A 25237-nucleotide genomic window follows, 5' to 3' on the forward strand; every position below is an offset into this window, starting at 1 on the left:
CTCAGGCCAGCACGATGTCGGCCGCGGTGATGGCGCCGGGTGCGGTCAGCACGGCCAGCAGAGTGACCGCATCCGCGTCGGCGAGGCCTGGCAGGTTGTCGAGGTCGCGGACGTAGTAGATCGCGGCATCGGTGCCGCCCGGTCCGCGCGCGACCACGAAGGCCGCGTGCCCGAGATCTCCACCGAGCACGCGGTTGCCGAAGGCGGCGTTGATCGCGGCACGGTCGGCGAAGCTCCCAGCCACCGCATCGGCAGCGTTGAGGATGAACACGCCAGCCGCGCTGAGATCGATGTTCGCCCCCCCGGCGAGGCTGAACACCGTCGCCTTGCTGCCGAGACCGGCGAAGGCCGAGCGCGTGAACTCCAGCAGGTTGCCGAGATCGCCGGGGCCCGCGAAGCCGCTGATCGTGTCCGCCTGGGCCAGGGTGCCGGGGTTGGTTGGCGCGAAGATGTCGAGCGAGCCGTCATTGTAGTTGCCGAAGACGATGCGGTCGGACGCGCCGTCGGCGGACAGGATGATGCTGTCGGCGCCGAGATGGCCCTGTATGCGGTCGGCCCCTCCCCCGTCGCGGATCGTGTCGCCGAGGCGGCCGCCGGTGATGGCCTCCGCGCCGGCGTCGCCGAAGATGTCCAGCCGGTTCGGCACGGCATGCGCGCGGAAGGCGGAGGCCGGCCCGCCGGCCGTGGTGTTCAGGTCCACGACGAAGACGCCGCTGCCGACCGTGACGGTGAAGGTGCTGGGCAGCACCACGCGGCCACCCGCCAGGTCGACCGAGAGGGACTCGAAACCGGTGAGGTTCGCCAGCGGGCCTTGCGGCAGGAACGCGTTGCCGACGGCGAGTTCCAGGCGGTCGAAGCCCCCTCCGCCATCCGCGATGTCGTCGCCCGCAAGGTCCGCGAAGCGCACCGTGTCCGCGCCCGCCCCGCCGGAGACGAGGTCGGCGCCGGTGCCGGCATCCAGCAGGTCGCCGGTGCTGCCGCCGGTGAGGATGTCGTCGCCGGCGCGGCCGAGGAAGCGCGCGCCGGTGGTCAGAGCGGAGGCGTCGAGCATGTCACCCTCGTTGCCGCCGCGGATCTCCATGGCGCCACCGGCTGGCAGGCCGCCGGCGACGAAGGAGATCGCGTTGGCTACGAAGTCGGAAAGCTCGATTGCCTCGAAGCCAGTGAGCGTCATGAACGAAAAGCCCGCGCTGTTCGTCGCGCCGAGGGCGCGCAGCGTGTCGATCCCGGCGCCGCCATCGAGCCTCGCCGGGTCGATGCCGGCGACCGGGAACGGCGTGATGACCAGGTCGTCGCCGCCGCCCGCCGTAACCAGGTCGGCGCCTCCGATGCGCGTCATGGTGTCCGCGCCGCCACCGCCGATCAGCGTGTCGGCCGTCGGGCCGGCAGCATCGGAGTCGTCGCGGTAGATCCTGATCCCCGTGTCCGTGACGGCGCTGGCATCGACAAGGAGCTGAAAGGGGCCCTCCGGGAGGGACACGATGTCCAGTGGCTTTTCGGCGGTCTCCGCCAGGCTGTCCGTCACGAACAGGCTTGTCGGAGCGTACCAGGACGTCGTGATCCTCTCGAAGCCGGAGAGGCGTTCGGCCATTGCGGCGCTGATCACCAGCGGCGCGCCGGAGTATTGCGCCATCACCAGTTCGTCGATGCCAGAACCGCCGGCGATGAGGTCGTCGCCGAACTGCCCGCCAGACGCGAATACGACGTAGTCGTCGCCGCTGCCCCCGAGAACGGTGTCCAGTCCCGTCTCGTTCGCGTCGAAATTGACGAAGTCGTTGCCGGCGCCGCCGAGGATGCGGTCGTTCCCCGCGCCACCTGACAGGGCAAAGTCGTCCCCGCCGCCCCCATCGATCGTGTCGTTGCCGGCGCCGCCCTTGATCAGATCGCGCCCGAGGCCGCCGAAGATGACATCGTTGCCGTCGTCTCCGTGCAGCGTATCCGCGAATTCCTCGACCCCTCCGACCGTCACCCGCCGGTCAGTGCCGATAACGGTGTCGTTGTCATTCCCGCCCTCGATCCGGACAGGTGTGTGGAAGATGCTTTGTGCGTTGATCCTGTCCTTGCCGGTCCCACCGAAAACCGGGACGTAGCCCGTGCCGCCCGGCACGGTGTCCAGGAGGGAAAGCGCGGGCAGCCCCTGCAGCGTGATCGCGACGCCGGCCGGGCCGAGCTCCAGGCGCTCGAAACCGATGAAGCAGTCAACCAAGACCTGCGCGAGCACGCCGCCTGAGGTGAAGCGGATGACGTCGGTGCCGTTTGGATTTGTCTCGAAGCTGTCCAGCCGGTCGAGATCGGCCAGCGCCATCTCGACGATGTCGTTGCCGACGCCGCCCAAAAGGCTGTCGGCGCCGGAACCGGGGCGGAACAGATTCGCGCCTTTTTCCGTGACATAGATGTCGTTGCCGGCGCGGCCTTCGAACGTCGTGACAAGCCATGCGGCGCCGGGTGAGCCGCCGTAGACGTAATCGTTGCCGCTGCCGCCCAGCACCGTGAGGTCGGAGTTGGCCGTGTAGACGTCGAACATGCCGACATTGGCCGGGCCCGAGTAGCCCGTCAGGTCGATGACCTCGAAATCCGCGATGAAGCCCAGCAGATTCACCTGCAGGACGACGCCCGGCGCCGCATCGCCGGTGAACCGCAGCGTGTCGCTGCCGGTCCCGCCCGCCAGGGAATCCAGGCCGTTGAAGGGCTGGGTGCCGAGCAGGCTGCTCTGGGCGAACTCGACCATGTCCGGCCCGCCGCCGCCCGAGAAGGTGTCGTTGCCTGTGCCGGGGCGGAAGGTGTCGCCACCACCGCCGCCGGCATAGCTGTCGTTGCCGCCGGCGCCCTCGAAGATGCCGTTGTAGCCGATGCCGCGGGCGGAGATGTCGAACACGTCGTTGCCGACGCCGCCGACCATGGTGATGATGCCGCCTTCCGGCGCGCCGGCCGTCGCGCCGATGGTGATCGCATTGCCGGCACCGGTGTTGTTGACGGTGATCCGCTCGATCCCGGCCATCCATTGCGGCGCGAAGGCCCCTGAGAAGTTCAGCGAGACGGCGCTGTCCAGGCGCAGCGTGTCGTTCCCCGCGCCGCCGAAAAAGGTGTCGCCGGAGTCGATCGAGCCGTTGGTGGTCGGCCAGATGAACAGGTCGTCGCCCGCGGTGCCGGCGAAGGTGCCGTTGAGGGTGTTGAGGAAGGTGAAGGTGGCCACGGCACCGCCCCGATGGATCGCGCGATGTTAATGTATCGGGCACGATCCGGTTGCGGAAGCGGTGAGCCTTCGCCTCCGTCGGTGGTGGCACGGTCGCCCTCGCCTGGCGGGCCCCTCTGGATTTCGCGGCACCCGCACGGGCACTCTGCCCCCATGTCCGACTTGCCTGACGAGTCGCCAGCCGGCGAGACTTCCGGAATCGCAGCCCTGCGCAGGCGCCTCGCCGCGCTCGAGGCGGAGAATGCCAGGCTGGCGCGCATGCTCGGCATCGCCCCGGCGGAGGGCGTGCGCGACGACGGTGCGATGCTGCGCCTGGCGCAGGAGGCGGGCGGCATCTGTTCCTGGCAGTGGGATGTCGCGACCAACGCGCTGACCTGGTCGGACAGCTGCCACGCGCTGCACGGCATGGACCCGTCGGAGCCGCCGAGCTTCGAGCGCTGGATCGGCGGCGTGCATCCTGCCGATCGCGCCCTGGTGCAGGCGGCGCTGCAGCAGGCGATGGAAGGCGGCTCCGAGAGCTGGGACACGGAGTTCCGCTACACCCGGTACGATGACGGCGCGCCGCGCTGGGTGGTCGGGCGCGGGCGCATCCAGCGCGACCCCTCGGATGGCCGCGCTCTGAGGCTGATCGGCATCGGCTTCGACATCACCGAGCGCAAGGAGTCCGAGGCGCGACAAACCCTGCTGATGCGGGAGCTGGACCATCGCGTGCGGAACCTGCTGGCGGTGGTGCAGGCGACGCTGCGACTGACGCCGAAGGACGATCCGGAGGCGTATGCCCGCGCCGTCGAGGGCCGCATCGCCGCGCTGGCTCGCGCCCATTCCATGCTCGCGGAGGCACGCTGGAGCGGCTCCGACCTGCGGGCGCTGATCGCGGCGGAACTCGACCCCTTCCTGGCCGCGCAACGCGTCACGCTGGACGGGCCCGCGGTGATGCTGCCGGCGCGCATCGCCCAGCCCCTGGCAATGGCGGTGCACGAGCTGGCCACCAACGCAGTGAAGCACGGCGCGCTGCTGGCTGGGGACGGCCGGATCGGTATCGCCTGGAGCCTGGTGGAGGCCCGGCCGGCGCCGTCGCTGGCGCTGCACTGGACCGAGACCGGCTCGCAGGGGGTGGCGCCGCCGACCCGCCGCGGCTTCGGATCCCGCATGCTGGAGGCGACCGTGCGCGGGCAGCTGGGCGGGCGGCTGGCGATGGACTGGGCGCCGGCGGGGCTGCGCTGCACGCTGGACCTGCCGCTGGGCGACCACGCCGCGGAGGCTCCTTCCCTCTGAACTGCTTGGCGGCGGGCGGCGTTTCGTTCTAGACGCGGGCGCGTCGACTCCCGACGACCGGCAAGAAGAAGGCGACGCCACACATGATCATCAGCAAGCGGACCCTGCTGGGCGCCGGCCTCGGTGCCCTGGCGACCCCGGCCCTGGCCCAGGCCACCTACCCCACCCGCACCATCACCATGATCGTGCCCTTCGCGGCCGGCGGCCCGACCGACACCGTCGGCCGGCTGATCGCCCAGGCGATGGCGGCCGATCTCGGCCAGACGGTGGTGGTGGAGAATGTCGGCGGCGCCGGCGGCACCCTCGGCGCGCAGCGCACGGCGCAGGCACGGCCCGATGGCTACAACATCCTGCTGCACCACATCGGCATGTCGACGATCCCGACGCTCTATCGCCGCCTCGCCTACGACCCGATCAACGGCTTCGAGACCATCGGCCTGGTCACCGAGGTGCCGATGACGCTGGTGGCGCGCAAGGACTTCCCCGCACAGAACCTGGCGGAGCTGATCGCCCATGTCCGGCGCGAACGGGAGAAGATCAACTACGCCAATGCCGGCATCGGCGCGGCGAGCCATCTCTGCGGGCTGCTGTTCCAGAAGGCGATCGAGACCCCCTTCACCACCGTGCCCTATCGCGGCACCGCGCCTGCGATGAACGACCTTCTGGCCGGCACGGTGGACCTCATGTGCGACCAGACCACCAACACCACCGAGCAGATCCGCGCCGGCGCGATCCGCGCCTTCGCGGTGACGACGCCGGAGCGCATCGCGGCGCTGCCGGACCTGCCGACGGCGGCGCAGGGCGGCCTGCCGGGCTTCGAGGTGACGGTGTGGCACGGGCTCTATGCGCCGCGGAACACGCCGGCGCCGATCGTGGAGCGGCTGAACGGTGCCCTGGTCGCGGCGCTGCGCAACGAAACCGTCGCGCGGCGCTTCGCCGACCTCGGCACGGCGCCGGTGGCGGCGGAGCGCGCGACGCCGCAGTTCCATCGCCAGTTCTGGCAGGCCGACATCCAGAAGTGGCGGCCGCTGATCCAGGCGGCCGGGCAGTACGCGGACTGATCCGTTCGGGTGGGCCCGGGCAGTTGCTCGCACGGGTTGCGCGGGCCCCCACTCAACCAGCCTGCGGCCTCGCGGCAGTGCCGCGAGCCCCCGCAAGCGGGGGAGGGCTTTCGTGATTTCAGCGGCGGGTGACGGACAGATCCACGCTGCGATCGGCGGGATTCAGGTCGCGTTCGAGCGCATCGAGCGCCGCCGTGAACTCGGCCTCCAGCGCCGCCTTGCGGTCCGGCGGTAGCCAGCTTGCGTGCAGGCCGGAGAGGCTGAGCTTGCGTGCCTCCGCCGTGCCCCAGCCGAGATCGGCGAAGACGGTGCGCCAGCAATGGCCCATCGTCGTGCCGAAGATGGTGGGATCGTCGGTGCCGAGGCTGAGGTTCAGCCCCGCATCGAACATCGCCTTGATGCGCTGGCGCCGCGGCGCGCGGTTCCAGGTGAGGCCGGACCAGCAGGCCATGGTGAAGTGCACCTGCTCCCGCGCGGCGCGCGCGACCACATCGGGATCGGCCAGGATGTTGTAGCCGTGGTCGAGGCGGTCGCAGCCGAGCGCGTCGCGGCAGAGCGTGAAATGCGCGGGCGGTGCCTCGAACTGCGCCTGGTTGTCCTCGCAGACATGGGCGGTGCGCTTGAAGCCGGCGCGCCCGGCCTGGCGCCAGGCCTCGACCCAGAGCAGCGGCGGGCCGGCGCGCTCGGCGCCATCGAGGCCGATGCCCACCACCTCTCTCCGCGGATGCTGCGCCATCCAGTCGAGCATCTGCAGCGCCTCCGACGGCAGGCAGACGCTGCGGTCGATGCAGGCGATGAGCAGCGACGAGATGCCGAAATCGCGCTCGGCATGCGCGCAGCCTTCGATCAAGCCGTCCACGATCTCGGGATAGGCGACGCCGTTCGGCGTGAAGTAGTGCGGGTTGAAGAAGATCTCGGCATGGCGGACGCCGCCATGCCGGTGCATGTCCTCCAGGCATTCGTAGGCCGCGCGGCGGAAATCGGCGGCCGAGGCGAGCGACAGCGCGGCAAGGCGAAGCGCGTCGAGGAATTCGTAGAAGGTCTCGAAGCGGTAGAGCGCCTCAGCGCGCTTCGGCAGATGCAAGCCGTTCTTGGTGGCGAGGTCTTCCAGCGTCGCCGGGCGGATCGCGCCGGCGATGTGCAGGTGGAGCTCGACCTTCGGGACGGCGTCGAGATAGTCGGAGAAGGAGAGCACCGCGTCAGTTCCGGCTGATGTTCCAGAGGAACATCGCGGGCCCCGTCAGCACGCCGTTCAGCTCGCTGCGCCAGGCGGAGGCGGCGGTGAACTGGCCGAGCGGCATGTAGAAGCCGCCTTCCGCGGCACGGCGGTGGATCTCGTCGCTGATGCGCTTGCGCGCGGCGTCGTCCTGGGCGCGGGCGAATTCCGCGCGGCGCCGCTCCACCTCGGCATCCTGCGGCCAGCCGGCGAAGCCGCCCTGGCGGCCCGAGCCGTTGACGAAGGGATTGAGCAGCGGCGACTGCATGTCGGGCACGGTGTTGGTGGTGTGCGCGAGGTTCCAGCCATCCATCCGCGCACGCCGGCCGAAATAGGTGTTGAGGTCCATGCTCTGCAGATCGACGCGCAAGCCGAGGCGCGTCAGCAGGTCCTGCGAGACGAGGCCGAGTGCGGCGATGCCCGGCGCATCCGCGGGGTGGATGATGACGATGGGCGTGGAGAGGTCCGCGCCGCTTTCCCGCAGCATCCGCTGCGCGGCGGCGAAATCGGCGCGCTCCGGCATTCCGGCGGTGGACTCGAGCGGCGTGCCACAGCCGAACATGGAACGGCACTCGCGCGCGAATTCGGGACGGCCCGCGACGGCGGCGAGGTAGTCCGCCTGGTTCACCGCCAGCATCACGGCGCGCCGCACCTGCGGATTGTCGAAGGGCGGATGCAGGTGGTTGAAGCGCAGGATGCCCTGGTAGCCGTAGGACGAGACCGTCGCGACGCGCACCGCGCGGTTGCGCTCCAGCACGGGCAGCACGTCGGCGGGCAGGCGCTCGACGTAGTCGATCTCGCCGGTGGTCAGCGCGCTGACCTGGGTGGAGACGTCGGGCATGGCGATGAGCTCGACACGCTCCATCCGCGCGGCCTTGCCGCCGCTGGCCCAGACCGGGGGCTCGCTGCGCGGGCGATAGGCCGGGTTGCGGCGGACTACGATACGGTCGCCGGGGCGGTATTCGTCGGCGGCGAAGATATAGGGGCCGCTGCCGATCACCTCCGGGATCTGCTGCATGGGTGGCGTGGCGGCGAGACGCGCGGGCATCATCATCGGCACCATCGCGCCGGGCTTGCCGAGAGCCTGCAGCACGAGGCCGAACGGCTCGCGCAGCGTCAGGCGGAAGGTCTTCGCGTCCACCACCTCGAGCGCCGCCGTCGCGCGCATCATCGCACCGCCCAGTGCATCGCGGGCGCCCCAACGGCGGATCGAGGCGACGCAGTCCTCCGCCGTGACGGGCTGGCCATCGTGCCAGGCGAGGCCTTCGCGCAGGGTGAAGGTCCAGGTCAGGCCATCCGCGCTGCGCTCCCACCGCTCCAGCATCTGCGGCGTGGGTTCCCAGCGGTCGTTCACCGCGACCAGCGTGTCGAACACCAGATAGGCGAAGTCGCGCGTAGTGAAGCTGGTGGTGAAGTGCGGATCGAGCACGCGCGTGAGCGTTTCGGGCGCGACGCGCAGCGTGCTGGCGCGCGTGGCGGTCTGCGCGGCGGCCTGGCCGGCTGGCAGGGCGGTGGCGAGCAGCGTGGCGGCGATCAGCAGGCGGACAGGGCGCGGCATGGGGTTCGGCATCCTCTTTGAGGTCCGTGGGCATCCCGGGGCTGGCGTGCTTCGTTGCAGCCTGGGGGGCGATGGGCGGGGCGTCAACAGCGACGGTCGGAGTTGCATGGCTGGGTGCCGGAGGGGCGCTGGCGGGCCGGCGGGGTTGCCCGGGGCGGGCCGGCGGGGTTGCCCGGGGCGGGCCGGCTGGCTAGAACCCCGGCCCTGCGCTGGATGGGTGGCCGAGCGGTCGAAGGCGCACGCCTGGAAAGTGTGTAGACGTCAAAAGCGTCTCGTGGGTTCGAATCCCACCCCATCCGCCAGTTCCATGCCGAAGCATGCTCTCCGCCAGACTGACCGCCGCGCTGAGTGGCAGGTTTCCTGGGCTCTTCGGGGCAGGCCTGTTGACCGGCCCGAGGTGGAGGCTGCCGAGAACCGCTCTCCTCCGGCCAGTTCTCTCCGAACCTGTTGACCCGCGTGGTCTGGTACGCTCAAAAAAGACCCTGCAGAACAGTTACTTGCGATGTGAGCCGCGACCGCGAGTTCGCACTTGCGCTCGCGTGGGCGAGTATCGCGTCGAAGTGCGCGAACAGGCCCGCCGGACCGCAAGCGGTTACACCGGGCGTGGCTGTCAGTAAGCGCGGGCAAGCAGCACGCTTTCCACCGCCGGATCGCCGGTGAACACGCACTTGCCCTCCGCTGGCGACGCACCGAGAGGAACGTTGCGAATGGTCAGCTTCAGCGCCTTCAAGCGCGCAACCACCTTTCCGAGGGCTTCGCCGGTCGGCCTGGACCATGGGACTTCCAGCCAGCCAGGCCGCCGGCCGTCCTCGGCGAAGAAGGCTTCTATGCCCGCCATGTCCACAACGTCGCGCACGATGTCGGCCTGCATCCGCCGCTGCGCCTCGGCGAATAAATTATGCTGCAGCACCTCGAGCAGGCGCGGCGCCTCGTTTACGAAATCGGGGGCAGATGTGATCGCCGTGTCGAACTCGCCGCCCCCCTTGAAGGGCCGGTCGCGACGGATGAACGAAACGGTCCCGTTGTCCAGCTCCCTCCCCCCTATCTCGAGGATCAGCGGCACACCCTTCTTAACCCAACCCCAACGCTTTGCTGCGGCCTTCGCATGCTTGCGATCGAGCAGCACCCGGATGCGCTCCCCGAAGGCATAGCCCTCGGCGATCTTGCCATGAAGGTCGGCGCAATAGGCGAGGACGGCGTCGTCGCCGGGCGTGCCGCGCAGCACTGGCACGATCACAACCTGCCACGGAGCGAGCATCGGCGGCACGCGCAGCCCGTCGTCATCCCCGTGGGTCATGATCATCCCGCCCAGCATCCGCGTGGACATTCCCCAGCTCGTGGTGTTGGCCAGCTCAACTTCCCCATGCGCATTCTGGAAGGAGATGTTCTGGACGCGCGCGAAATTAGTACCGAGGAAGTGGCTGGTGCCGGCCTGCAGCGCCTTTCCGTCCTGCATCATCGCCTCGATCGACCAAGTCTCGACCGCGCCAGGAAAACGCTCGTTCTCCGGCTTCTCGCCGGCTACCACGGGCATAGCGGCGACGTCCTGCGCGAAGCGTCGATAGACTTCCAGCATGTTGCGGGTTTCCTCGCGGGCCTCGTCGGCTGTAGCGTGAGCAGTGTGACCCTCCTGCCAGAGGAACTCGGTCGTCCTCAAAAACATACGCGTGCGCATCTCCCATCGCACGACATTCGCCCACTGGTTGACCAGGATGGGCAGGTCGCGCCAAGACCGGACCCACCGCGAGAAAGCGGTGCCAATGACCGTTTCGGAAGTCGGCCTGACGACCAGCGGCTCCTCCAGCTTGGCATCGGGATCGGGAACGAGGCCGCCCTTCCCGTCCGCGATCAATCGGTGATGCGTCACCACCGCCATTTCCTTAGCAAATCCGTTGACGTGCTCGGCTTCCTTCTCGAAGTAGCTCAGCGGGATGAACAGCGGGAAATAGCAGTTCTCATGTCCCGCGGCCTTGATGCGTTCGTCGAGCAGACGCTGCATCCGCTCCCAAATGCCGTATCCCCAGGGGCGAATGATCATGCAGCCGCGCACGCCCGACTCCTCGGCGAGATCAGCCTGTTGGATCACCGACTGATACCACGCGGCGAAATCCTCGGCGCGGGTGACGGTTAGGGCATGCTTGACCATGGGCTTCGCCTAGCGCTGTGCAGTCACGGAGTGTCGTGGTGCGTTCTCCCGTGAGCAGGAGGACGCGCTACAGCGGCTGGTCTTCACGGCTTGGCCGGCACGAAGCCGCCGCGTGTTCGAGCCGAGCTCCAGGCGACGAAAGGGCCGACCCGCGGCTTTGCGGCCCGCTACGGCCTGAATCCGAAGACGTGGCCAAGTGGCGGGGACTCACTACTATGGCCGATCCAGCAATGGGGCAGCCCTGCGCGAGATGGTCAAGACCTTCCCTTAGGCCATCCACACCGAGCTGATCGACAACGGCGTGCAGTTCGCCCCGCGGAAGCAAACCATTTGGGACAGCGACCACATCTTCGACCGGTTCTGCGGCGAGCACGACATCGAGCACCGCCCGACCAGGCCCTACCACCCCCTGAGCTGAGGGTAAGGCCGCAAAAATCAACCGCACGATCAAGGATGCCACATTAAGGCCCTCCACCGACCGGGACCTCGACGCCCTGAAGGCTCACGTCCTAGCCTCCGTCAGGGCCTACAACTTCGCCATGCTCCTCAAGGCCCTACAATAGCGCGCCCCGTTCCAGGCCATCTGCGACTCCTAAACCCAGGACCCCGCCACCTTCAGGATCAACCCGCACCACCTGATCGCGGAGCGAACAGTGTTACGAGGCCCCTAGACCCAGTCGTTCCTGCCGATCGTCCTTGCGAATATCGGGAGCGACCGCTCAACCATCTCGTCACTTGCCGTCAGGCTAATCCTCAGGCGCCCCGGCATCTCAGTGATACTACCGGGCAGCACCCAGACCCCGTCCGCTGCGAGGCGCTCCGCAAAGGCCATGTCGTCCGGCACGGGTGAGCGCGGGATGAGGTAGAAGGTGCCTTCGGGAACCGGCACCTCGTAGCCTGCATCACGGAGCGCGCTGACCATGCGGTCGCGCCGGCGCTGCAGCGCTGCGACGTCAATGCAGAGCGGCTCCAGCTCAGGCAAGGCGCGCTGCAGCGTCCGTCCAGCGAAGGCCCAGCCGTGCGAGACCTGGGCCATGTCGACCGCCTCGCGCAGCAGAGCCCGGTCGCGCTCCGGCATGTCGGGACTCAAGGCGAGCCAGCCAAGCCGCTCGCCGGGCGCGAGCAGCGTCTTGCCGTAGGAGTAGGCGATCAGCGTGTAGGGGTAACTCTCGGCGGGGCTGATGTGATCCTGCCCGGCGAACACGATGCGGGCATAGGGCTCGTCGGCCAAGAGGTAGATGATCTTGCCCAGCCGTTCAGAGGCCTCGGTGAGTAGCTCGGCCAGTGCATCGAGTTGAGCGCGAGGATAGATGCGCCCCGTCGGGTTGTGGGGCGTGTTCACGACGACGATGCGCGTGCGCGGCCCGAGCGCCGCTTTGATTGCCGCGAGGTCAAGATCGAAAGTGTCCGGTGCGAGATCCATCGGAACCGGCACGCCACCGGCACCGCGCACGAGGGCACCGTAGAAGAACCAACCGGGGCGTGGGTAGAGTACCTCCTCGCCGGGCTCCAACACTGCGAGCATCGCTGTCGCGATCGCGCCAAAGCCACCCGCCGTGATGGCGATGTCCTGAGCCTCGTAGGGCCGACCGCGCGCCTGTCGGAGAGCGCGAGCGACCGCCTCGCGCGCGCCAGGCTCATTCCGCTGGTAGCCGAACCACTGCGGGTCGCGAGGCTCGGCGTGGCGGATCAACGCCTCGACGAAGCCGCGCAGCGGCATCTCCTGCGGATTACCGAACAGGAAGTCGCAGGCCCCCGGCCCAAGACTGCCTCCGCCCAAAATGCGTCGCGCAAAGCCGCTGACCGCGCGCATCTCCTCGATGCTGGCCGTCATACGGCTCGACACTGTGGCGATCGGCATGACGGCTTCTCCGTGAGTCTTTTTGACCCGTCGCCATCATAAGCACAGCGGAATGCTGCGACCCTCGCACGATAAAGTCAAATCATTGCGCACGAGGGGTAAGTGCACCGCACCGTCTGTGGATGCCCCCATGAATGCGCGCGGGAATTCGGTGGGGTAGGTCGATGCAGTGAGGTGCGGTCGCGTGTCCGGCCTGCCGGCGCGGCCACTGGCGGCTGCTCAGCCAGGAACGCGAAGGCGGCATGCGCGCACGCTCGTCGAAGGCGCGCGAAGGCGCCAACCGCAACGCGTGCGGCCGCTGACTGTCTTGCGCTGCGCCTCCCACACGAGTGGAAGAGGCTCCATCAGCCCCGGCAGCGTCATCCCCTCCGGCTGCCGCCCATCCAGGATAGCCTCGACGATGCCCGGCGCCAGCAGCGTCAGCCGCAGCACGCGCGAGACGTAGGGCGAGGTGATCTTCTCGGCGGCCTCGAGCTCCTTCACGGTGACGGGCCTCAATTTTTCCACCTGACCATCACCGCGTCGCTACAAGAAGGGCCGCCGGGCGTAGGTTACGATGACGGTCAGCGTGGACCTGGGCTCGTGGCGGCCCAAGACCGGGCGCGCCCTCATCGTCGGGTCGCCCAGCCGCGCGGCCGAAGCCTGTGCCGCCGCCTTCATGGCAGCGTGCCGGACTCGAGCTGGTGATCGGCCAGATAAAGGCGGACGGCATCTCGGCAGCGACTTCTTCGCCGGTGCGGCAGGCGATGCCGTCAAGGTCGTTCTCGCCGCCGTCGGCTACGACCTCCGTCTCCTCCGTGCCTGGCTCATACGCCTCGTCGTGTTTCTCCTCAGCCTCCTCGCGAACGGCAGACCAATGGAGACGCCGCACTCGGCCTGCCTTGCGCTTCGCTGAAAGGGCGCTCTTTACGGACGACAAACTGAAAGCGACGAAAGCGGACACCCGCCCTCTCGCCGGCCGAGCGCGGTCGGTCCTCTACCCGATGAGCACGATCTCCGCAGCGTCGAAGCTGACCGGCGCCACTGTGAAGGTTGCCAGCGTCTGCGCGACGCCCGCCCCAAGCCCGTCAGCGTCGAACAGAAGCGCCAACGTGGTCGTCAGGTAGATGAACTGGGGCGTGCCGGCTGCCGCCGTTGCCACACCCGTCTCGTTGGCGACGAAGTTGATCGGGTTTAGCGGGCTCAGCCCGAAGCCTGCGGCACTCACCCAGATCGTGTCGTCCGTCACGGTGTAGTCCCCGATCTGGTCGGTGCCCTCGCCCGGTAGGTCGTAGCGGAAGATATCGGCGCCCCCGCCGCCCCTCAGGGTATCCGCCCCTCCGCCCCCCACGAGCGTGTCGTTGCCCGCCGAACCAAAGATATCGTCGGCGTCGGAACCGCCATCGAGATAATCATTGCCGCTGCCGCCCACCAGCGTGTCGATGCCGCTGCCTCCGAGCACCGTGTTGTTGCCGATGGCGGCACCTGTCGCCACGGCGAAAGGCATGAAGGGGTCGCCGGTCGGGATGTGATCGGCCATCAGCCAGTCGCTCCCGTCGCCGCCGTCGATGCTGTCGCTGCCGCCGCCCGCGAAAATATTGTCGTTGCCGCCGCCACCGAATACGGTCTCGACCCCTGAGCCAAGCACGATCTGGTCGCCGGCGCTGCTGCCTCGGATATCTTCAAAGTTCCCGAAGATCGCGCCGCCGTCCGGCGAGAGCTGCAGTCGGTCGATCCCATCGCCGCCATCGAGGACATCGGCGCCGCCCATGCCTGCGATGGTGTCGTCGCCGGCGCCGCCGACCAACGTCTCGGCGGCACCTGTGCCGATGATCTGATCGTTGAACGCACCGGCGACCACGCGCTCGAACTCCCGGACCGCATCCAGGCCACCGCCGCCCGTTTTGACCACATACCGGCCGGTGCCGAGGCCGTTGAAGGGGTCCGTGTTGATGTCGAGGAACATGAACAGGGCAAACGGCGAGTCCGCATAGGAGAGCGTGTCGGCCCCGCTTCCGCCGACGAGCTCGTCCGACCCGAGCCCGCCCTGGATTAAGTCGTTTGCTCCAAAGCCGTACAAACTGTCGTTGCCCGCCGCGCCCGACAGCGTGTCGCCGAAGCTGGTAGCAAAGACGACCTCGAAGCCGGAGATCGTGTCGGTCCCGTCTGCCACGCTCGCCGTGCCGGCTGCGAGGTCGACCGCGACGCCAGCGGTGCCATTCTCATAGCTCAGCAAGTCGACGCCTGCCGCGCCTGCGAGGCTGTCGTTACCCATCCCGCCATCGACCGTGTCGTCGCCCCGCCCGCCATGCAGCGTGTCGTTGCCGGCCCCGCCATTCAGGCTGTCGTCGCCGGAGCGGCCGTAGACCTCGTCGTCGCTGAAGCTGCCGGAGAAGTTGAGTGCGACGAAGTCCGCCTCCACGACAAGGCTCGCGGTCACCGTGGCTGCTGATAAGGCTGTGCTGCCACCGTTGGCCAGCGAGTTCCCGACCATCCCCGCTGTGCCTGAGGTCTGGTCCCAGATTCGGAAGCTCAGCGCGGCGTCGAGCGTTCCTATGAAGTCCGTTGCGGCCTGGAAGTAGAGGCGCGCGTCCGCCGCGAGCAGCAGTGCAACGCCGTCATTGACCGCGCCGACGGCCGACCAGCTCGCGCCCTCGTTGGTCGAGTACCACAGGGCGCCGTGCGCGGTGTCCACGCCGGTGATCGCGATTCCCGCCACGGCCCCGGCATCCGGGTCCGAGACGTTCGCAGCCGACAGTAGGGACTCGACAACGGTGGTCAGTTCGAGTGGCGGGAAGCTTCCGCCCGGCGCGGCCAGATTCTCGATCGTCGCGGTCAGCGCAGCCAGGGTGCCACCGGCGACCGGCGCGTCGTTAACCCCGTTCATGGTGACCTGCACGACCTGCGTCGTGCCGTCGAGGGAGGTCACGGTGAACGTGTCCGTCACCGTGCTCCCTTGCGCGAGCGAGCCGAGGTCCGCGGTGCGCGTGTAGGTCCAGGCGCCGCCCGCGGTCAGGCTCAGCGTGCCATAGGTGCCGGATGCGGCGTTCAGGGGTTCGAAGCTCGCCTCGCCGGGATTGGGGTCGATGATTACCAGGACGCCGCTCGTGCCCGCATCGTCCTCGCCCATGCTGCCGGCGAGGTCGCCGGTGATCTGGGCTGGCGTGGCGTCGGTCAGGGTGATCTCGAGGCTGGCGGTGGTACCGTCGAGCGCGGTGACGGTGAAGCTGTCAATCGCGGCCAGTCCGCCGAGCTCGGCCGTCCGCGTGTAGGTCCAGATGCCGGTCGCGGTCAGGCTCAGCGTGCCGTAGAAGCCGAGTTCCGCGACCAACGGCTGGAAGGCGCTCTGGCCGCTGTCCGGGTCGGTGACGGACAGCGAGCCGCCGGCGCCCGGTGCGGTCGTGGCGATCGTCGCGGCGAGGTCCCCGCCGATCACCGCGGCGTCGTTGCTGCCGCTGATCGCGACCGTGAGTGTGGCTGTCGTGCCATCGGCCGCCGCGATGCCGAAGCTGTCGAGGAGAGAGCTTCCGGCCGCGAGGTAGTTCAGATCAGCTGTCCGCGCATAGGTCCAATCACCTGCTTCGGTCAGGGTCAGCGTGCCGTAGAGGCCCGCCACGCTGCTAAGCGGCTGGAAGCTCGATTGCCCGGCATCGGGGTCGCTGACGCTGATGGTGCCGCTCGTACCGCTCGCGTCCTCCGCAAACGCGCCAGCAAGCGCGCCGGTGATCAGGGCCGTGTCGTTGGCGCCGGCAATGGTAACGGCCAGCGTGGCGGCCGTGCCGTCCAGTGCGCGGACGGCGAAGGTGTCGATGACCTGCTGCCCGGCCGCGAGCGAATCGAGGTCCGCCGTGCGCGTGTAGGTCCAGTCGCCCGTCGAAGCCAGGCTCAGCGTGCCATAGAGACCAGCCTGGTCGCTCAGCGGCTGGAAGCTCGCCTGCCCGGCATCGGGATCGGTCACCGCGAGCGTGCCGCTTGCCCCGCTGCCGTTCTCGCCGAGGGTGCCGCCGAGCTCACCGGCTATGGTGGCGTCGTCGTTGGCGCCGCTTGTGGTGATGGAGAGCATAGCCGATGTGCCGTCGGCGGACGCGACGACGAAGCTGTCCACCACCGCCTGTCCCGCCGCGAGAGCGTTCAAATCGGCGGTGCGGGTGTAGGTCCAGGCGCCGCCCACCGCGAGGCTCAGTGTGCCGTAGAGGCCCGCGACATCGGTCAGGGGCTGGAAGCCGGATTGGCCGGCATCCGGGTCGCTGACGCTCAGCGCGCCGCTCGTGCCGCTCGCATCCTCGGCCATCGCACCGGCCAGGTTGCCCGTGATGAGCGCGGCGTCGTCGGCGCCTTCGATCGTGACCGAGAGCGCCGCGATCGTGCCATCTGCCGCCGCGACAGTGAAGCTGTCTGCCACCACCTCGCCCGCGGCGAGGAAATTCAGATCGGCGGTGCGCGCGTAGGTCCAGGCGCCCGCCGTGGTCAGGCTCAGCGTGCCGTAGAGTCCCGCGACGTTGCTTAGCGCCTGGAAGCTCGTCTCGCCCGTATCGGGGTCAGCCACCACGAGCATGCCGTCGGTGCCGCTGCCGTCCTCAAGCATGGCACCTGCGAGGTCGCCCGTGATCGAGGCCGGGTCGTTGGTACCCTCGAGGGTAATCGTCAGCGTCTCGGACGTGCCGTCGAGCGCGGTGACTGTGAAGCTGTCGACGACCGAGACTCCAGCCGCGAGCGCGTTGAGCTCGGCCGTGCGCGTGTAGGTCCACTGGCCGCCCGCGGTGAGGCTGAGCGTGCCGAAGTCGCCGGCGACGTCGGCTAGCGGCAGGAAGCCCGCCTCGCCGTCGTCGGGGTCCTGCGCAGTGAGCAGGCCGTTGCTGCCCGTTGCGTCCTCGTCCAGGGAACCGGCAAGCTCGCCGGTGATCGTCGCGGCGTCGTTCACGCCGCCGATGGTGATCTCGACCGTGGCGGTAGTCCCGTCGAGCGCCGCCAAGCTGAAGCTGTCGACAACCGACTGCCCGGCCGCGAGATGGTTCAGATCTGCGGTACGGACATAAGACCAGGCGCCCCCCGCGGTCAGGCTGAGCGTGCCGTAGAAGCCCTCCTCGTCCATCAGCGCCTGGAAGTCCGCCTGGCCCCCATCGGCATCGAAGACGGCGACGGTGCCGCTGGCGCCGCCGCCGTCTTCGTTCATCGTGCCAGTGAGGTCCCCGGTGATCACGGCTGTGTCGTTCGCGCCGTTGATGATGAAGGAGACCAGGCGTGTGGTGCCGTCCACCGCGCTGACGGTGAAGCTGTCGAGCTTGGACTGGCCGGCGCCAAGATACTGAACGTCGCTGTTGACGACGGTGTAGGTGTAGCTGCCGTCCGTAGCGAGCACGAGGCTGCCAAGATTGCCGGCCTCCGGGACGACCGTGGTCAGGAACACGGCCTCGCCCTGATCGGCATCGCTGATCGGCAGGCTCCCGGACGCGGTGAGATCGCCGTCGCCATTGACCGCGATGTCCTCGGTGACTTCGCCAATGCTCGGGTCGCCGATTACAGCGGCGTCGTTCGTGCCGTTGATGGTGAATGAGACCAGGCGGGTGGTGCCGTCCACCGCGCTGACGGTGAAGCTGTCGAGCTTGGACTGGCCCGCGCCGAGGTATTGCACGGCATCGTTGGCGACGGTGTAGGTGTAGCTGCCGTCCGTAGCGAGCACGAGGCTGCCAAGATTGCCGGCCGACGGCGTCACCGTCGTCGAGAACGCAGCCTGGTTCTGATCGGCATCGCTGATCGCGATGTTACCCGAGGCGGTGAGGTTGCCGAAACCATCGCCCCCTGCATCCTCGGTCACGCTTGAGACGCTGGGGTCGCTGATGAGCGCGGCGTCGTTCGTGCCCTCGATGCTGAAGGTGACGATCTTCGACGTCCCGTCCACGCTGGTGACTCGGAACCGTTCCAGCTTCGACTGCCCGTCGCCGAGATACTGTACATCGCTGTTAGCGACGGTGTAGGTGTAGCTGCCATCGGCGGCGAGCACGAGGCTGCCGAGGTTGCCGACGGCGGCCACCACGCCGGTCTGGAACGCCGCTTGGCCCTGGTCGGCATCGCTGATCGCGATACTGCCCGTGGCGGTGAGGTTGCCGAGGCCGTCGGCACCGGTGTCCTCGGTGACACTCGCGGCGCTCGGATTACCGATGACGGCGACGTCGTTGCTGCCGACGATGGTGAAGCTGACGATGCTGGTGGTGCCGTCCACCGCACTGACGGTGAAGCTGTCCACCTTCGTCTGACCAGCGGCGAGATATTGCACGGCCCCGTTGCCGACCGCATAGGTATAGGTGCCATCCGCGGCGAGCAGGAGGCTGCCCAAGGTGCCGGCCCCGGGCACAACGACGGTCAGGAAGGCGGCCTGACCCTGGTCGGCATCGCTGATCGCGATGCTTCCGAAGGCCGTGAGATTGCCGGCGCCGTCCACGCCGACATCCTCTGCCAGGCTCGTCACCGTCGGGGTGCCGATAGCCGCCGTGTCGTTCGCGCCGTTGATGCTGAAGGCGACGACCTTTGTGGTGCCGTCCAGCGAGGTGACCGTGAACCTGTCGAGCTTCGTCTGCCCTGCGCCGAGATACTGCACGGCGCTGTTCGCGACGCTGTAGGTATAGGACCCCTCCGCGGCGAGGACGAGCGTTCCGAGGTTGTCGAGGGCGGCGATGACGGCCGTCTGGAATGCCGCCTCGCCCGGATCCGCGTCCGTGATCGCGATCACGCCCGAGGCGGCGAGGTTGCCGTCCCCGCCGACTGCGACATCCTCCGTCACGCTCGAGACGGTTGGATCACCGATGACCGCCCCGTCGTCGGCTCCGAATATGGTGAAGGTGACGAGCCTCGTCGTGCCGTCCACCGCGCTGACGGTGAAGCTGTCGATCCTGCTCTGCCCGGCGCCGAGATACTCCACCGCGCTGTTGGCGACGGTGTAAGTGTAATTGCCATCCGCCGCGAGCAGGAGGGCCCCGAGGTTGCCAGCCGACGGGGTCACAATCGTCGAAAAGGCGGCCTGGCCCTGGTCGGCATCGCTGATCGCCATGCTGCCTGCAGCGATCAGGTTTCCGGCACCGTCCACGCCGATGCCTTCCGTAACATCGGCGAACGTCGGGTCGCCGATCACAGCAGCATCATTGGTGCCGGTGATCACGAAACTGACGAGGCGTGCGGTGCCGTCCATCGAGGTGACGGTGAAGCTGTCTACCTTGGTCTGTCCGGCGCCAAGGTGCTGCACGGCGGCGTTTGCGACGGTGTAGGTGTAGCTGCCACCAACCGCTAATGCGAGGCTGCCGAGATTGCCGGCGGCAGCGACAACCGTCGTCTGGAACGCTGCTTCGCCCTGATCGGCGTCGCTGATCGCGATGATGCCCGAAGCCGTCAGGTCGCCCGCGCCGTTGACACTTGTGTCCTCGGCAACGCTCGAGACCGTCGGGGCGCCGATGATGGCGGCGTCGTTCACGCCCGTAATGGTGAAGCTGACGATCTTGGTGGTGCCGTCGACTGCGCTGACGGTGAAGCTGTCCACCTTTGTGAGTCCGGCGCCGAGATACTGCACAGCGCTGTTCGAGACCGTGTAGGTATAAGTGCCCCTCGAGTTGAGCGTGAGACTGCCGAGGTTGCCTGCAGACGAGATTACCGTGGTTAGAAAAGAAGCCTGGCCCTGGTCCACGTCGCTGATCGAAATGCTGCCCGACACGACAAGGTTGCCGGGACCGTTGACACCCAGATCCTCGGTGACGCTGGCGGCGGTTGGAGCCCCGATGACCGCCGCGTCATTGGTGCCGACGATGGTGAAGGTCACGAACTTTGATGTGCCGTCGACCGAGGTGACCTTGAACCGGTCCACCTTGGTCTGGCCAGCGCCGAGATACTGCACCGCGCTGTTGGACACACTGTAAGTGTAAGACCCGTCGGCAGCCAGGATGAGCGTGCCGAGATTGCCCGAGGTTCCGGTCACGGTGGTTCGGAACGCCGCCTGGCCAGGATCCGAATCGCTAATCGGGATGACACCCACCGCGGTGAGATTGCCCGCGCCGCCAACAGCGGTGTCCTCGGTGACGCTGGAGAGGCTGGGATTCCCAATGACGGCCTTGGCCATGGCTTCGTTCCCCCCTTGAGACGGTGTCGTGCGTAGTCGTCAGGCGATTAGGGCAGCGGACCTGTCAGACGTTTGTAATGAAGCCGAATGTGTACCGTTACGGCGAAGCCGTCTATGCGAAACCGCTAGGAGCACTTCTTTTCACCGTCAGGCGTCAAACATTCCCAGATTTAGAGCTCTTGCGCGTCTGTCACGGTGTGACGGAGCTGGCCTGGGCTCGAGTAGACGCCTCTTCATCCTCTGGCGACGACGTGGCGGTGGATGGTCACATCATCACAGGGGAGGACTTTCGGGCCAGCTTCAGTGGCGGCAGCGTGCGGTTCATCACAGACACTGTCGATCTGTTCTGATTGGCGCGCCGGCCCGGCAATAGGCTGGGCCGGTGCACCTACTGCGCTGCTCACCCCAATAGATCGAAAGCGGCTCCATCAGCCCCGGCAGCGTCATCCCCTCGGGCTGTCGCCCATCCAGGATCGCCTCCACGATGTCCGGCGCCAGCAGCGTCAGTCGCAGCACCCGCGAGACGTAGGAGGAGTTGATCTTCTCGGCCGCGGCGAGCTCATTGATGGTGGCGAACCTCCCGGTCTCCAGCATCCGCCGCCACCGGAACGCTCGCGCCACCGCCTTGATGAGCGTGATGTCCTGCCGGCGCTCCAGTCCCAGCACGCCGGGCGTGACCATCGCCTTCCGCCCGCCACGCGGCTTCACCCGAAGCGGGATGACCACCGTGAGGGTCTGCGCCGCCTCGCTCACGCCGCAGCCCTCCCGGCCGCGGGCGCTTGGGCGGCCAGGTCGCGCACAAGGCTGCCGAGCCCGTCCAGTCGCAGGCGCACCACGGCTCCGTCGGCCCGGACGTCGACCCGGTCTACCAGCAGCCGCACGATGCGCGCTCGCTCGGCTGGGAAGAGCTCATCCCAGAGCGGCTCGATCCGCTCCAGCGCCAGCAAGACCTCCTGCTCCGTCACGTCCGACGCCGTCGTGCGCGCCGCCCGCCATGTGCCGACCACCATTTCCGGCTGCCGCAGCAGCGCGCGGACCTGCGCGACCACTGCCGCCTCGATCTCGCCGGCTGGCAGCCGCGCGATGGCCGGCCGCTCGGTCGCGCCGCCCTTCAGCACGGCCTGGCTGACGTAGTAGCGATAGATCTGCCCGCCCCGGCCGCGGCTGTGGCTCGGCGACATGGCGCGGCTGTCGCTGTCGAAGATCAGGCCGCGCAGCAACGGCGCGGTGGTGTTCCGCGTCCGGTTGACCCGCACCCGCGGGCTGACTTGTAGGATGGCGTGCACCGCATCCCACTGCGCCTGGGCGACGATCGCATCGTGCTCGCCCGGATAGGCTGTGCCCTTGTGCACCGCCTCGCCGAGATACACCCGGTTGCTGAGGATGCGGTAGACGTCGCTCTTCGTCAGCGGCCGGCCCCGCTTCGTGGTGGCGCCCTCGGCTCGCAGCACCTGCACCAGCCGCGTGCAGGACTCGGTTTCGACAAAGCCCTGGAAGATCCGCCGCACCAGCGCGGCTTCAGCGTCGTTCACCACCAGCTTGCGCTGGCGCACGTCGTAGCCGAGCGGCACGTACCCGCCCATCCACATGCCGCGCTTTCGGGACGCCGCCACCTTGTCGCGGATGCGCTCGCCGATCACCTCGCGCTCGAACTGCGCGAAGCTGAGCAGGATGTTCAGCGTCAGCCGCCCCATGCTCGTGGTGGTATTGAAGCTCTGAGTCACCGACACGAACGTCACGTCGTTCGCGTCGAACACCTCGACCAGCTTCGTGAAATCCACCAGCGACCGGCTGAGGCGGTCGATTTTATAGCAGACAATGACGTCGATCAGGCCGCGCTCGATATCGGCCAGCATGCGGCGCAGCGCCGGACGTTCGAGCGTCCCGCCGGACACGCCGCCATCGTCATAGCGGCCCGGTACCAGCACCCAGCCCTCCGCGCGCTGGCTGGCGATGAAGGCCTCGCAGGCCTCACGCTGCGCGTCGAGGGAATTGAACTCCATGTCGAGCCCTTCCTCGCTCGACTTCCTGGTGTAGACCGCGCAGCGCAGCTTCCGCACCGTCGCCGGCATCGCGCCGACCGGCTTCGCGTCGCGCTTCATGCGGCACTCCGGCTCGGGCGCAGCCCGAAGAATACGCGCCCGTTCCAGCGCGTGCCGGTGATGGCGCGCGCGATGGCCGACAGCGACTGGTAGGGCTGGCCCGCGTATTCGTATCCGGCGCGCGTCACGGTCACGACGTGCTCTACGCCCTGATACTCGCGGATCAGCTGCGTGCCGGCGATCGGCTTGTCGTCGCCGCGCATGCGGCGGACGGTAACCTTCCCGCCGTCAAGCTGCTCGCCCAGCGCCTCGAGGCGAGCCAGCGTATCGGGCTTCAGGCCGCCATAGGCGAGCTCTTGGATGCGGTAACCAAGCCGGCTCTCCAGGAAACGCCGGTTGTATGGCGGTGGCTCGGTGCCGAAGAACTCCCGCCACTGCTGCTTCAGCGCCGGCGTGGCGGCGGTCTTCAGGGCGGCGAGCCTGCCCAGCACATCGGCGGGCGGAATTGCCGGCGCAGTAAACGTGGGCGCGGCCTGGGTCTTCGTCTTCCTCGTCATGCGTCTCTCCGGTTGGTCCGGTTCGCATGCAGGCGCTGGGTGGCCGGGAAGTGTAGCACCGGCTCTCCGCGGTCCGCGGCGTCGCGCGCGGCTTCCTCGGTAGCGCGGCTGCGGAGCCGCAGCAGGCCGCGGGCGAGGAGATCGCAGACCTCGCGGAGGTGGGGCGGGAGTTGCTGATTGATCGGCAGGGCCATCGTGATCCAACACGCATTGTCCTGCCTTCCCTCTACGTCCCGCCGCGGCGCTTCTTCTCGGGCGGCGGCCGCTCATTCAGCACGTCATGGATGCTTCGCAGCGCCGACGGCCTGCCGACGTCCGGCTTGATCCGATCCCAGAAGCGTCGAACGCGTGTCCGGATTGAGCTGTCGCAAGGGACATTGTCGGGCCCCTGGGTCTTCGCGAACCAGTCCCGCATCTTGCCCATCATCTCTTCCTGCGTCGCCGGCACGCCTTCGTCATTGACGATGACGACCACCTCGGAGAGCACTCCCTCCCAATCATACTTCACCGGCGCGCCACGGCCCCGGCGTCGTTCCGGCGCCGCCAGACTGCGCACCGAGGCATCCAGCGGCGGCGCTGTCGCATGCGACGCCTCGAAGCGTTCGAGTTCGGCGTGACGCACCACCAGGATGTCTCGCCTGACGAGGATGTGCGCGCGCTCGTCCTTGTCGCTGAGCGGCTCCAGCAACTCCCCCTTCGATGACAGGAATCGACACACCGCAGCCTCGCCGTTTTCGAGCACGGCAAAGGCCTCGACCCGATGCAGATCGATGGTGCCGACATGCCAGCGCTTGCCGCAGGGAATGGGGAACGGCCGACCGTCCTCCTCGTGCTCGATGTCGCTGACCGCAAAGGGTAAGCCGCCGACCGCGATCGATACGACAAGCTCACCTTCCAGCGCATAGGCCGTGATGCCCGCCATGCTCACCGACCAGCGCTCGCAAACCTCAGCCAGCGCGTAGTAGGGCTTCCGCGAGATCATGCGCGACATGCGTCACCTTTCCCCGATTGCGCGCAGCCGCCGGTAAGCACGCACCACCTTCTCCATGTCGTCGCGCATGTCCGGTGGCAGGCGCCGCGCCTTCACGAACAGATCGTCCATCTGCAGCCCGAGGATCGCCGCGGCACGCTCGATCAGCTCGTCCCGCGGTGGGCTCTCCAGCCCGCGCTCGATGCGCGAGAGATAGGGCGCGGAGATGCCGAGGCGCTCGGACATGTCCACCAGCCCGATGGCCAAGGCGATGCGCCGCTCCCGGATGATGGCCCCGAAGCTCACGGCACATCTCCCGCGATCAGGCGATAGCGCCGCAGCCGGACTGCGATAAACCGGTCCGAGACGCCGAAGTCGCCGGCCAGCGCGGCAGTGAGGCCGGCCAGCGCATCCGGCGGCGTCGAGGGAGGGAGCACGCGGCAGCCAGGCCGGCCCCGATGCGGCGCGTGCACCATCGGAAGCTTCTCGCTGCGCGCCCTTGCAACCAGCCGCAGGTGCAGCGGCTGCGGCGGCACCAACAGCGCGCCCATGAACTCGTTGGCGCGCCGCTCCGTGCGAGCCGAAGCGCCGTCAAGGCAGTGCGGCCCGGCCGTCACGGACCGATATCGGCGCGTCGGCTCGGCGACGGAGGGCGGCGCATCGAACACGATGTGGCCGACCTCGTGCGCCACCGTGCTGAGCTCGAGATCGGGCCGCTCGCCGATCAGCTGACCATTCACCGACACCAGCGCGAGGCCCGGCGTCGAGGGATCCGTCTCGAACACGCCGAACACCTCCCTGCCCGACGCGTCGTGAACGCGCTGGCCGAAATCCCAGGCCGACGCGATCTGCCGCCCGTTCACCTGCAGCTGTGAGACGGCCGCCACGAGGGCGCGGGTGCTCAGCGCCCATGGCGAGCCATCGCGCGCCACCACCTGGCGCAAGCAGGCCGCCACGGCCCAGAGGGCTTCGGCGGCGAGGGGGCGCGGCGCGCCTGTCGCGGGATCATGAGGATAGGACAGGGCGAGGGACATCGGCGGGACCTCCAGGTTATGCGTCGGCGCAAGAGCGTGTGTTCCCTTTACGTTCCTCATAGGCCCAGAGTCCAGCGCGCGGACAACAATCCGGTCAATAAATCTCCGAACCAATCTCGCGGCTTCAACGTCCGCGCCCTGCGCCCCAGGAATGGCGGCCTTCCAGCGATATCAACAATTCCGCCGAATTCCTGAGCAGGAATTCTTGCCTTTGTTGTTCAACTGCACCTGCCCGCCCGTGCTC

Annotated in this window: 16 protein-coding genes and 1 tRNA gene; 4 read left to right on the top strand and 13 right to left on the bottom strand. The window is 68.2% G+C overall.

Features of this window, described 5'->3' with window-relative positions; all coding sequences use genetic code 11:
* Position 1 precedes the first annotated feature (1 nt).
* Positions 2 to 3193 (bottom strand): calcium-binding protein, encoded by a 3192-nt coding sequence (locus tag DFH01_RS22910; protein ID WP_109872807.1) that lies wholly within the window; start codon positions 3191 to 3193, stop codon positions 2 to 4.
* Between the two features lie 153 nt (positions 3194 to 3346).
* Here DFH01_RS22910 and DFH01_RS22915 point away from each other — a divergent pair, with 153 nt between their 5' ends.
* Both DFH01_RS22915 and DFH01_RS22920 read left to right on the top strand, forming a co-directional pair.
* On the top strand, positions 3347 to 4468 hold the full coding sequence (locus DFH01_RS22915) for a sensor histidine kinase (RefSeq protein WP_158287866.1): 1122 nt from the start codon (positions 3347 to 3349) through the stop codon (positions 4466 to 4468).
* Between the two features lie 83 nt (positions 4469 to 4551).
* Positions 4552 to 5529 (top strand): tripartite tricarboxylate transporter substrate-binding protein, encoded by a 978-nt coding sequence (locus tag DFH01_RS22920; protein ID WP_109872809.1) that lies wholly within the window; start codon positions 4552 to 4554, stop codon positions 5527 to 5529.
* A 118-nt stretch (positions 5530 to 5647) separates the two neighbouring features.
* Here the strand turns inward: DFH01_RS22920 and add are convergent, their stop codons facing one another.
* Positions 5648 to 6724: an adenosine deaminase gene (add, locus tag DFH01_RS22925; protein WP_109872810.1), complete on the bottom strand. Its 1077-nt coding sequence runs from the start codon at positions 6722 to 6724 to the stop codon at positions 5648 to 5650.
* A 4-nt stretch (positions 6725 to 6728) separates the two neighbouring features.
* Positions 6729 to 8303, bottom strand: coding sequence for an ABC transporter substrate-binding protein (locus tag DFH01_RS22930; RefSeq protein WP_158287867.1), 1575 nt, complete (start codon positions 8301 to 8303; stop codon positions 6729 to 6731).
* A 211-nt stretch (positions 8304 to 8514) separates the two neighbouring features.
* On the opposite strand from DFH01_RS22930, the gene DFH01_RS22935 reads away from it, so the two are divergent.
* Positions 8515 to 8605: transfer RNA gene (locus tag DFH01_RS22935), tRNA-Ser, on the top strand.
* Between the two features lie 308 nt (positions 8606 to 8913).
* Here DFH01_RS22935 and DFH01_RS22940 read toward each other — a convergent pair.
* The 3 genes from DFH01_RS22940 to DFH01_RS22950 form a co-directional block, all read right to left on the bottom strand.
* Positions 8914 to 10449 (bottom strand): aminoacyl--tRNA ligase-related protein, encoded by a 1536-nt coding sequence (locus DFH01_RS22940; protein ID WP_109872812.1) that lies wholly within the window; start codon positions 10447 to 10449, stop codon positions 8914 to 8916.
* Between the two features lie 667 nt (positions 10450 to 11116).
* Complete coding sequence (locus tag DFH01_RS22945) at positions 11117 to 12310, bottom strand: aminotransferase class I/II-fold pyridoxal phosphate-dependent enzyme (protein WP_109872813.1); 1194 nt, start codon at positions 12308 to 12310, stop codon at positions 11117 to 11119.
* Between the two features lie 219 nt (positions 12311 to 12529).
* Complete coding sequence (locus DFH01_RS22950) at positions 12530 to 12808, bottom strand: hypothetical protein (RefSeq protein WP_109872814.1); 279 nt, start codon at positions 12806 to 12808, stop codon at positions 12530 to 12532.
* A gap of 58 nt (positions 12809 to 12866) precedes the next feature.
* On the opposite strand from DFH01_RS22950, the gene DFH01_RS27920 reads away from it, so the two are divergent.
* Entirely contained in the window at positions 12867 to 13205 is a 339-nt protein-coding gene (locus tag DFH01_RS27920) for a hypothetical protein (protein ID WP_146217125.1), read from the top strand.
* Positions 13206 to 13286: 81 nt separating this feature from the next.
* On the opposite strand, the gene DFH01_RS22955 is transcribed toward DFH01_RS27920, so the two are convergent.
* From DFH01_RS22955 to DFH01_RS22990, 7 genes are all read right to left on the bottom strand, one after another.
* Complete coding sequence (locus DFH01_RS22955) at positions 13287 to 20390, bottom strand: VCBS domain-containing protein (RefSeq protein WP_109872815.1); 7104 nt, start codon at positions 20388 to 20390, stop codon at positions 13287 to 13289.
* Positions 20391 to 20714: 324 nt separating this feature from the next.
* On the bottom strand, positions 20715 to 21143 hold the full coding sequence (locus DFH01_RS22960) for a ParB/RepB/Spo0J family partition protein (protein WP_233256239.1): 429 nt from the start codon (positions 21141 to 21143) through the stop codon (positions 20715 to 20717).
* The gene (locus DFH01_RS22965; RefSeq protein ID WP_109872816.1) at positions 21140 to 22492 is read right to left on the bottom strand and encodes a recombinase family protein; all 1353 of its coding nucleotides are present in this window, start codon (positions 22490 to 22492) and stop codon (positions 21140 to 21142) included. The genes DFH01_RS22960 and DFH01_RS22965 overlap by 4 nt, the downstream gene beginning before the upstream one ends.
* Positions 22489 to 22989: a DUF2924 domain-containing protein gene (locus tag DFH01_RS22970; protein ID WP_109872817.1), complete on the bottom strand. Its 501-nt coding sequence runs from the start codon at positions 22987 to 22989 to the stop codon at positions 22489 to 22491. Before DFH01_RS22970 ends, DFH01_RS22965 begins: the two co-directional genes overlap by 4 nt.
* 226 nt (positions 22990 to 23215) lie before the next feature.
* Positions 23216 to 23980 (bottom strand): hypothetical protein, encoded by a 765-nt coding sequence (locus DFH01_RS22980; RefSeq protein ID WP_109872819.1) that lies wholly within the window; start codon positions 23978 to 23980, stop codon positions 23216 to 23218.
* Between the two features lie 3 nt (positions 23981 to 23983).
* On the bottom strand, positions 23984 to 24265 hold the full coding sequence (locus DFH01_RS22985) for a helix-turn-helix domain-containing protein (RefSeq protein ID WP_109872820.1): 282 nt from the start codon (positions 24263 to 24265) through the stop codon (positions 23984 to 23986).
* Entirely contained in the window at positions 24262 to 24993 is a 732-nt protein-coding gene (locus DFH01_RS22990; RefSeq protein WP_233256240.1) for an ImmA/IrrE family metallo-endopeptidase, read from the bottom strand. Before DFH01_RS22990 ends, DFH01_RS22985 begins: the two co-directional genes overlap by 4 nt.
* Positions 24994 to 25237 lie beyond the last annotated feature (244 nt).

It is taken from the genome of Falsiroseomonas bella, assembly GCF_003173615.1.
GTDB lineage: Bacteria > Pseudomonadota > Alphaproteobacteria > Acetobacterales > Acetobacteraceae > Falsiroseomonas > Falsiroseomonas bella.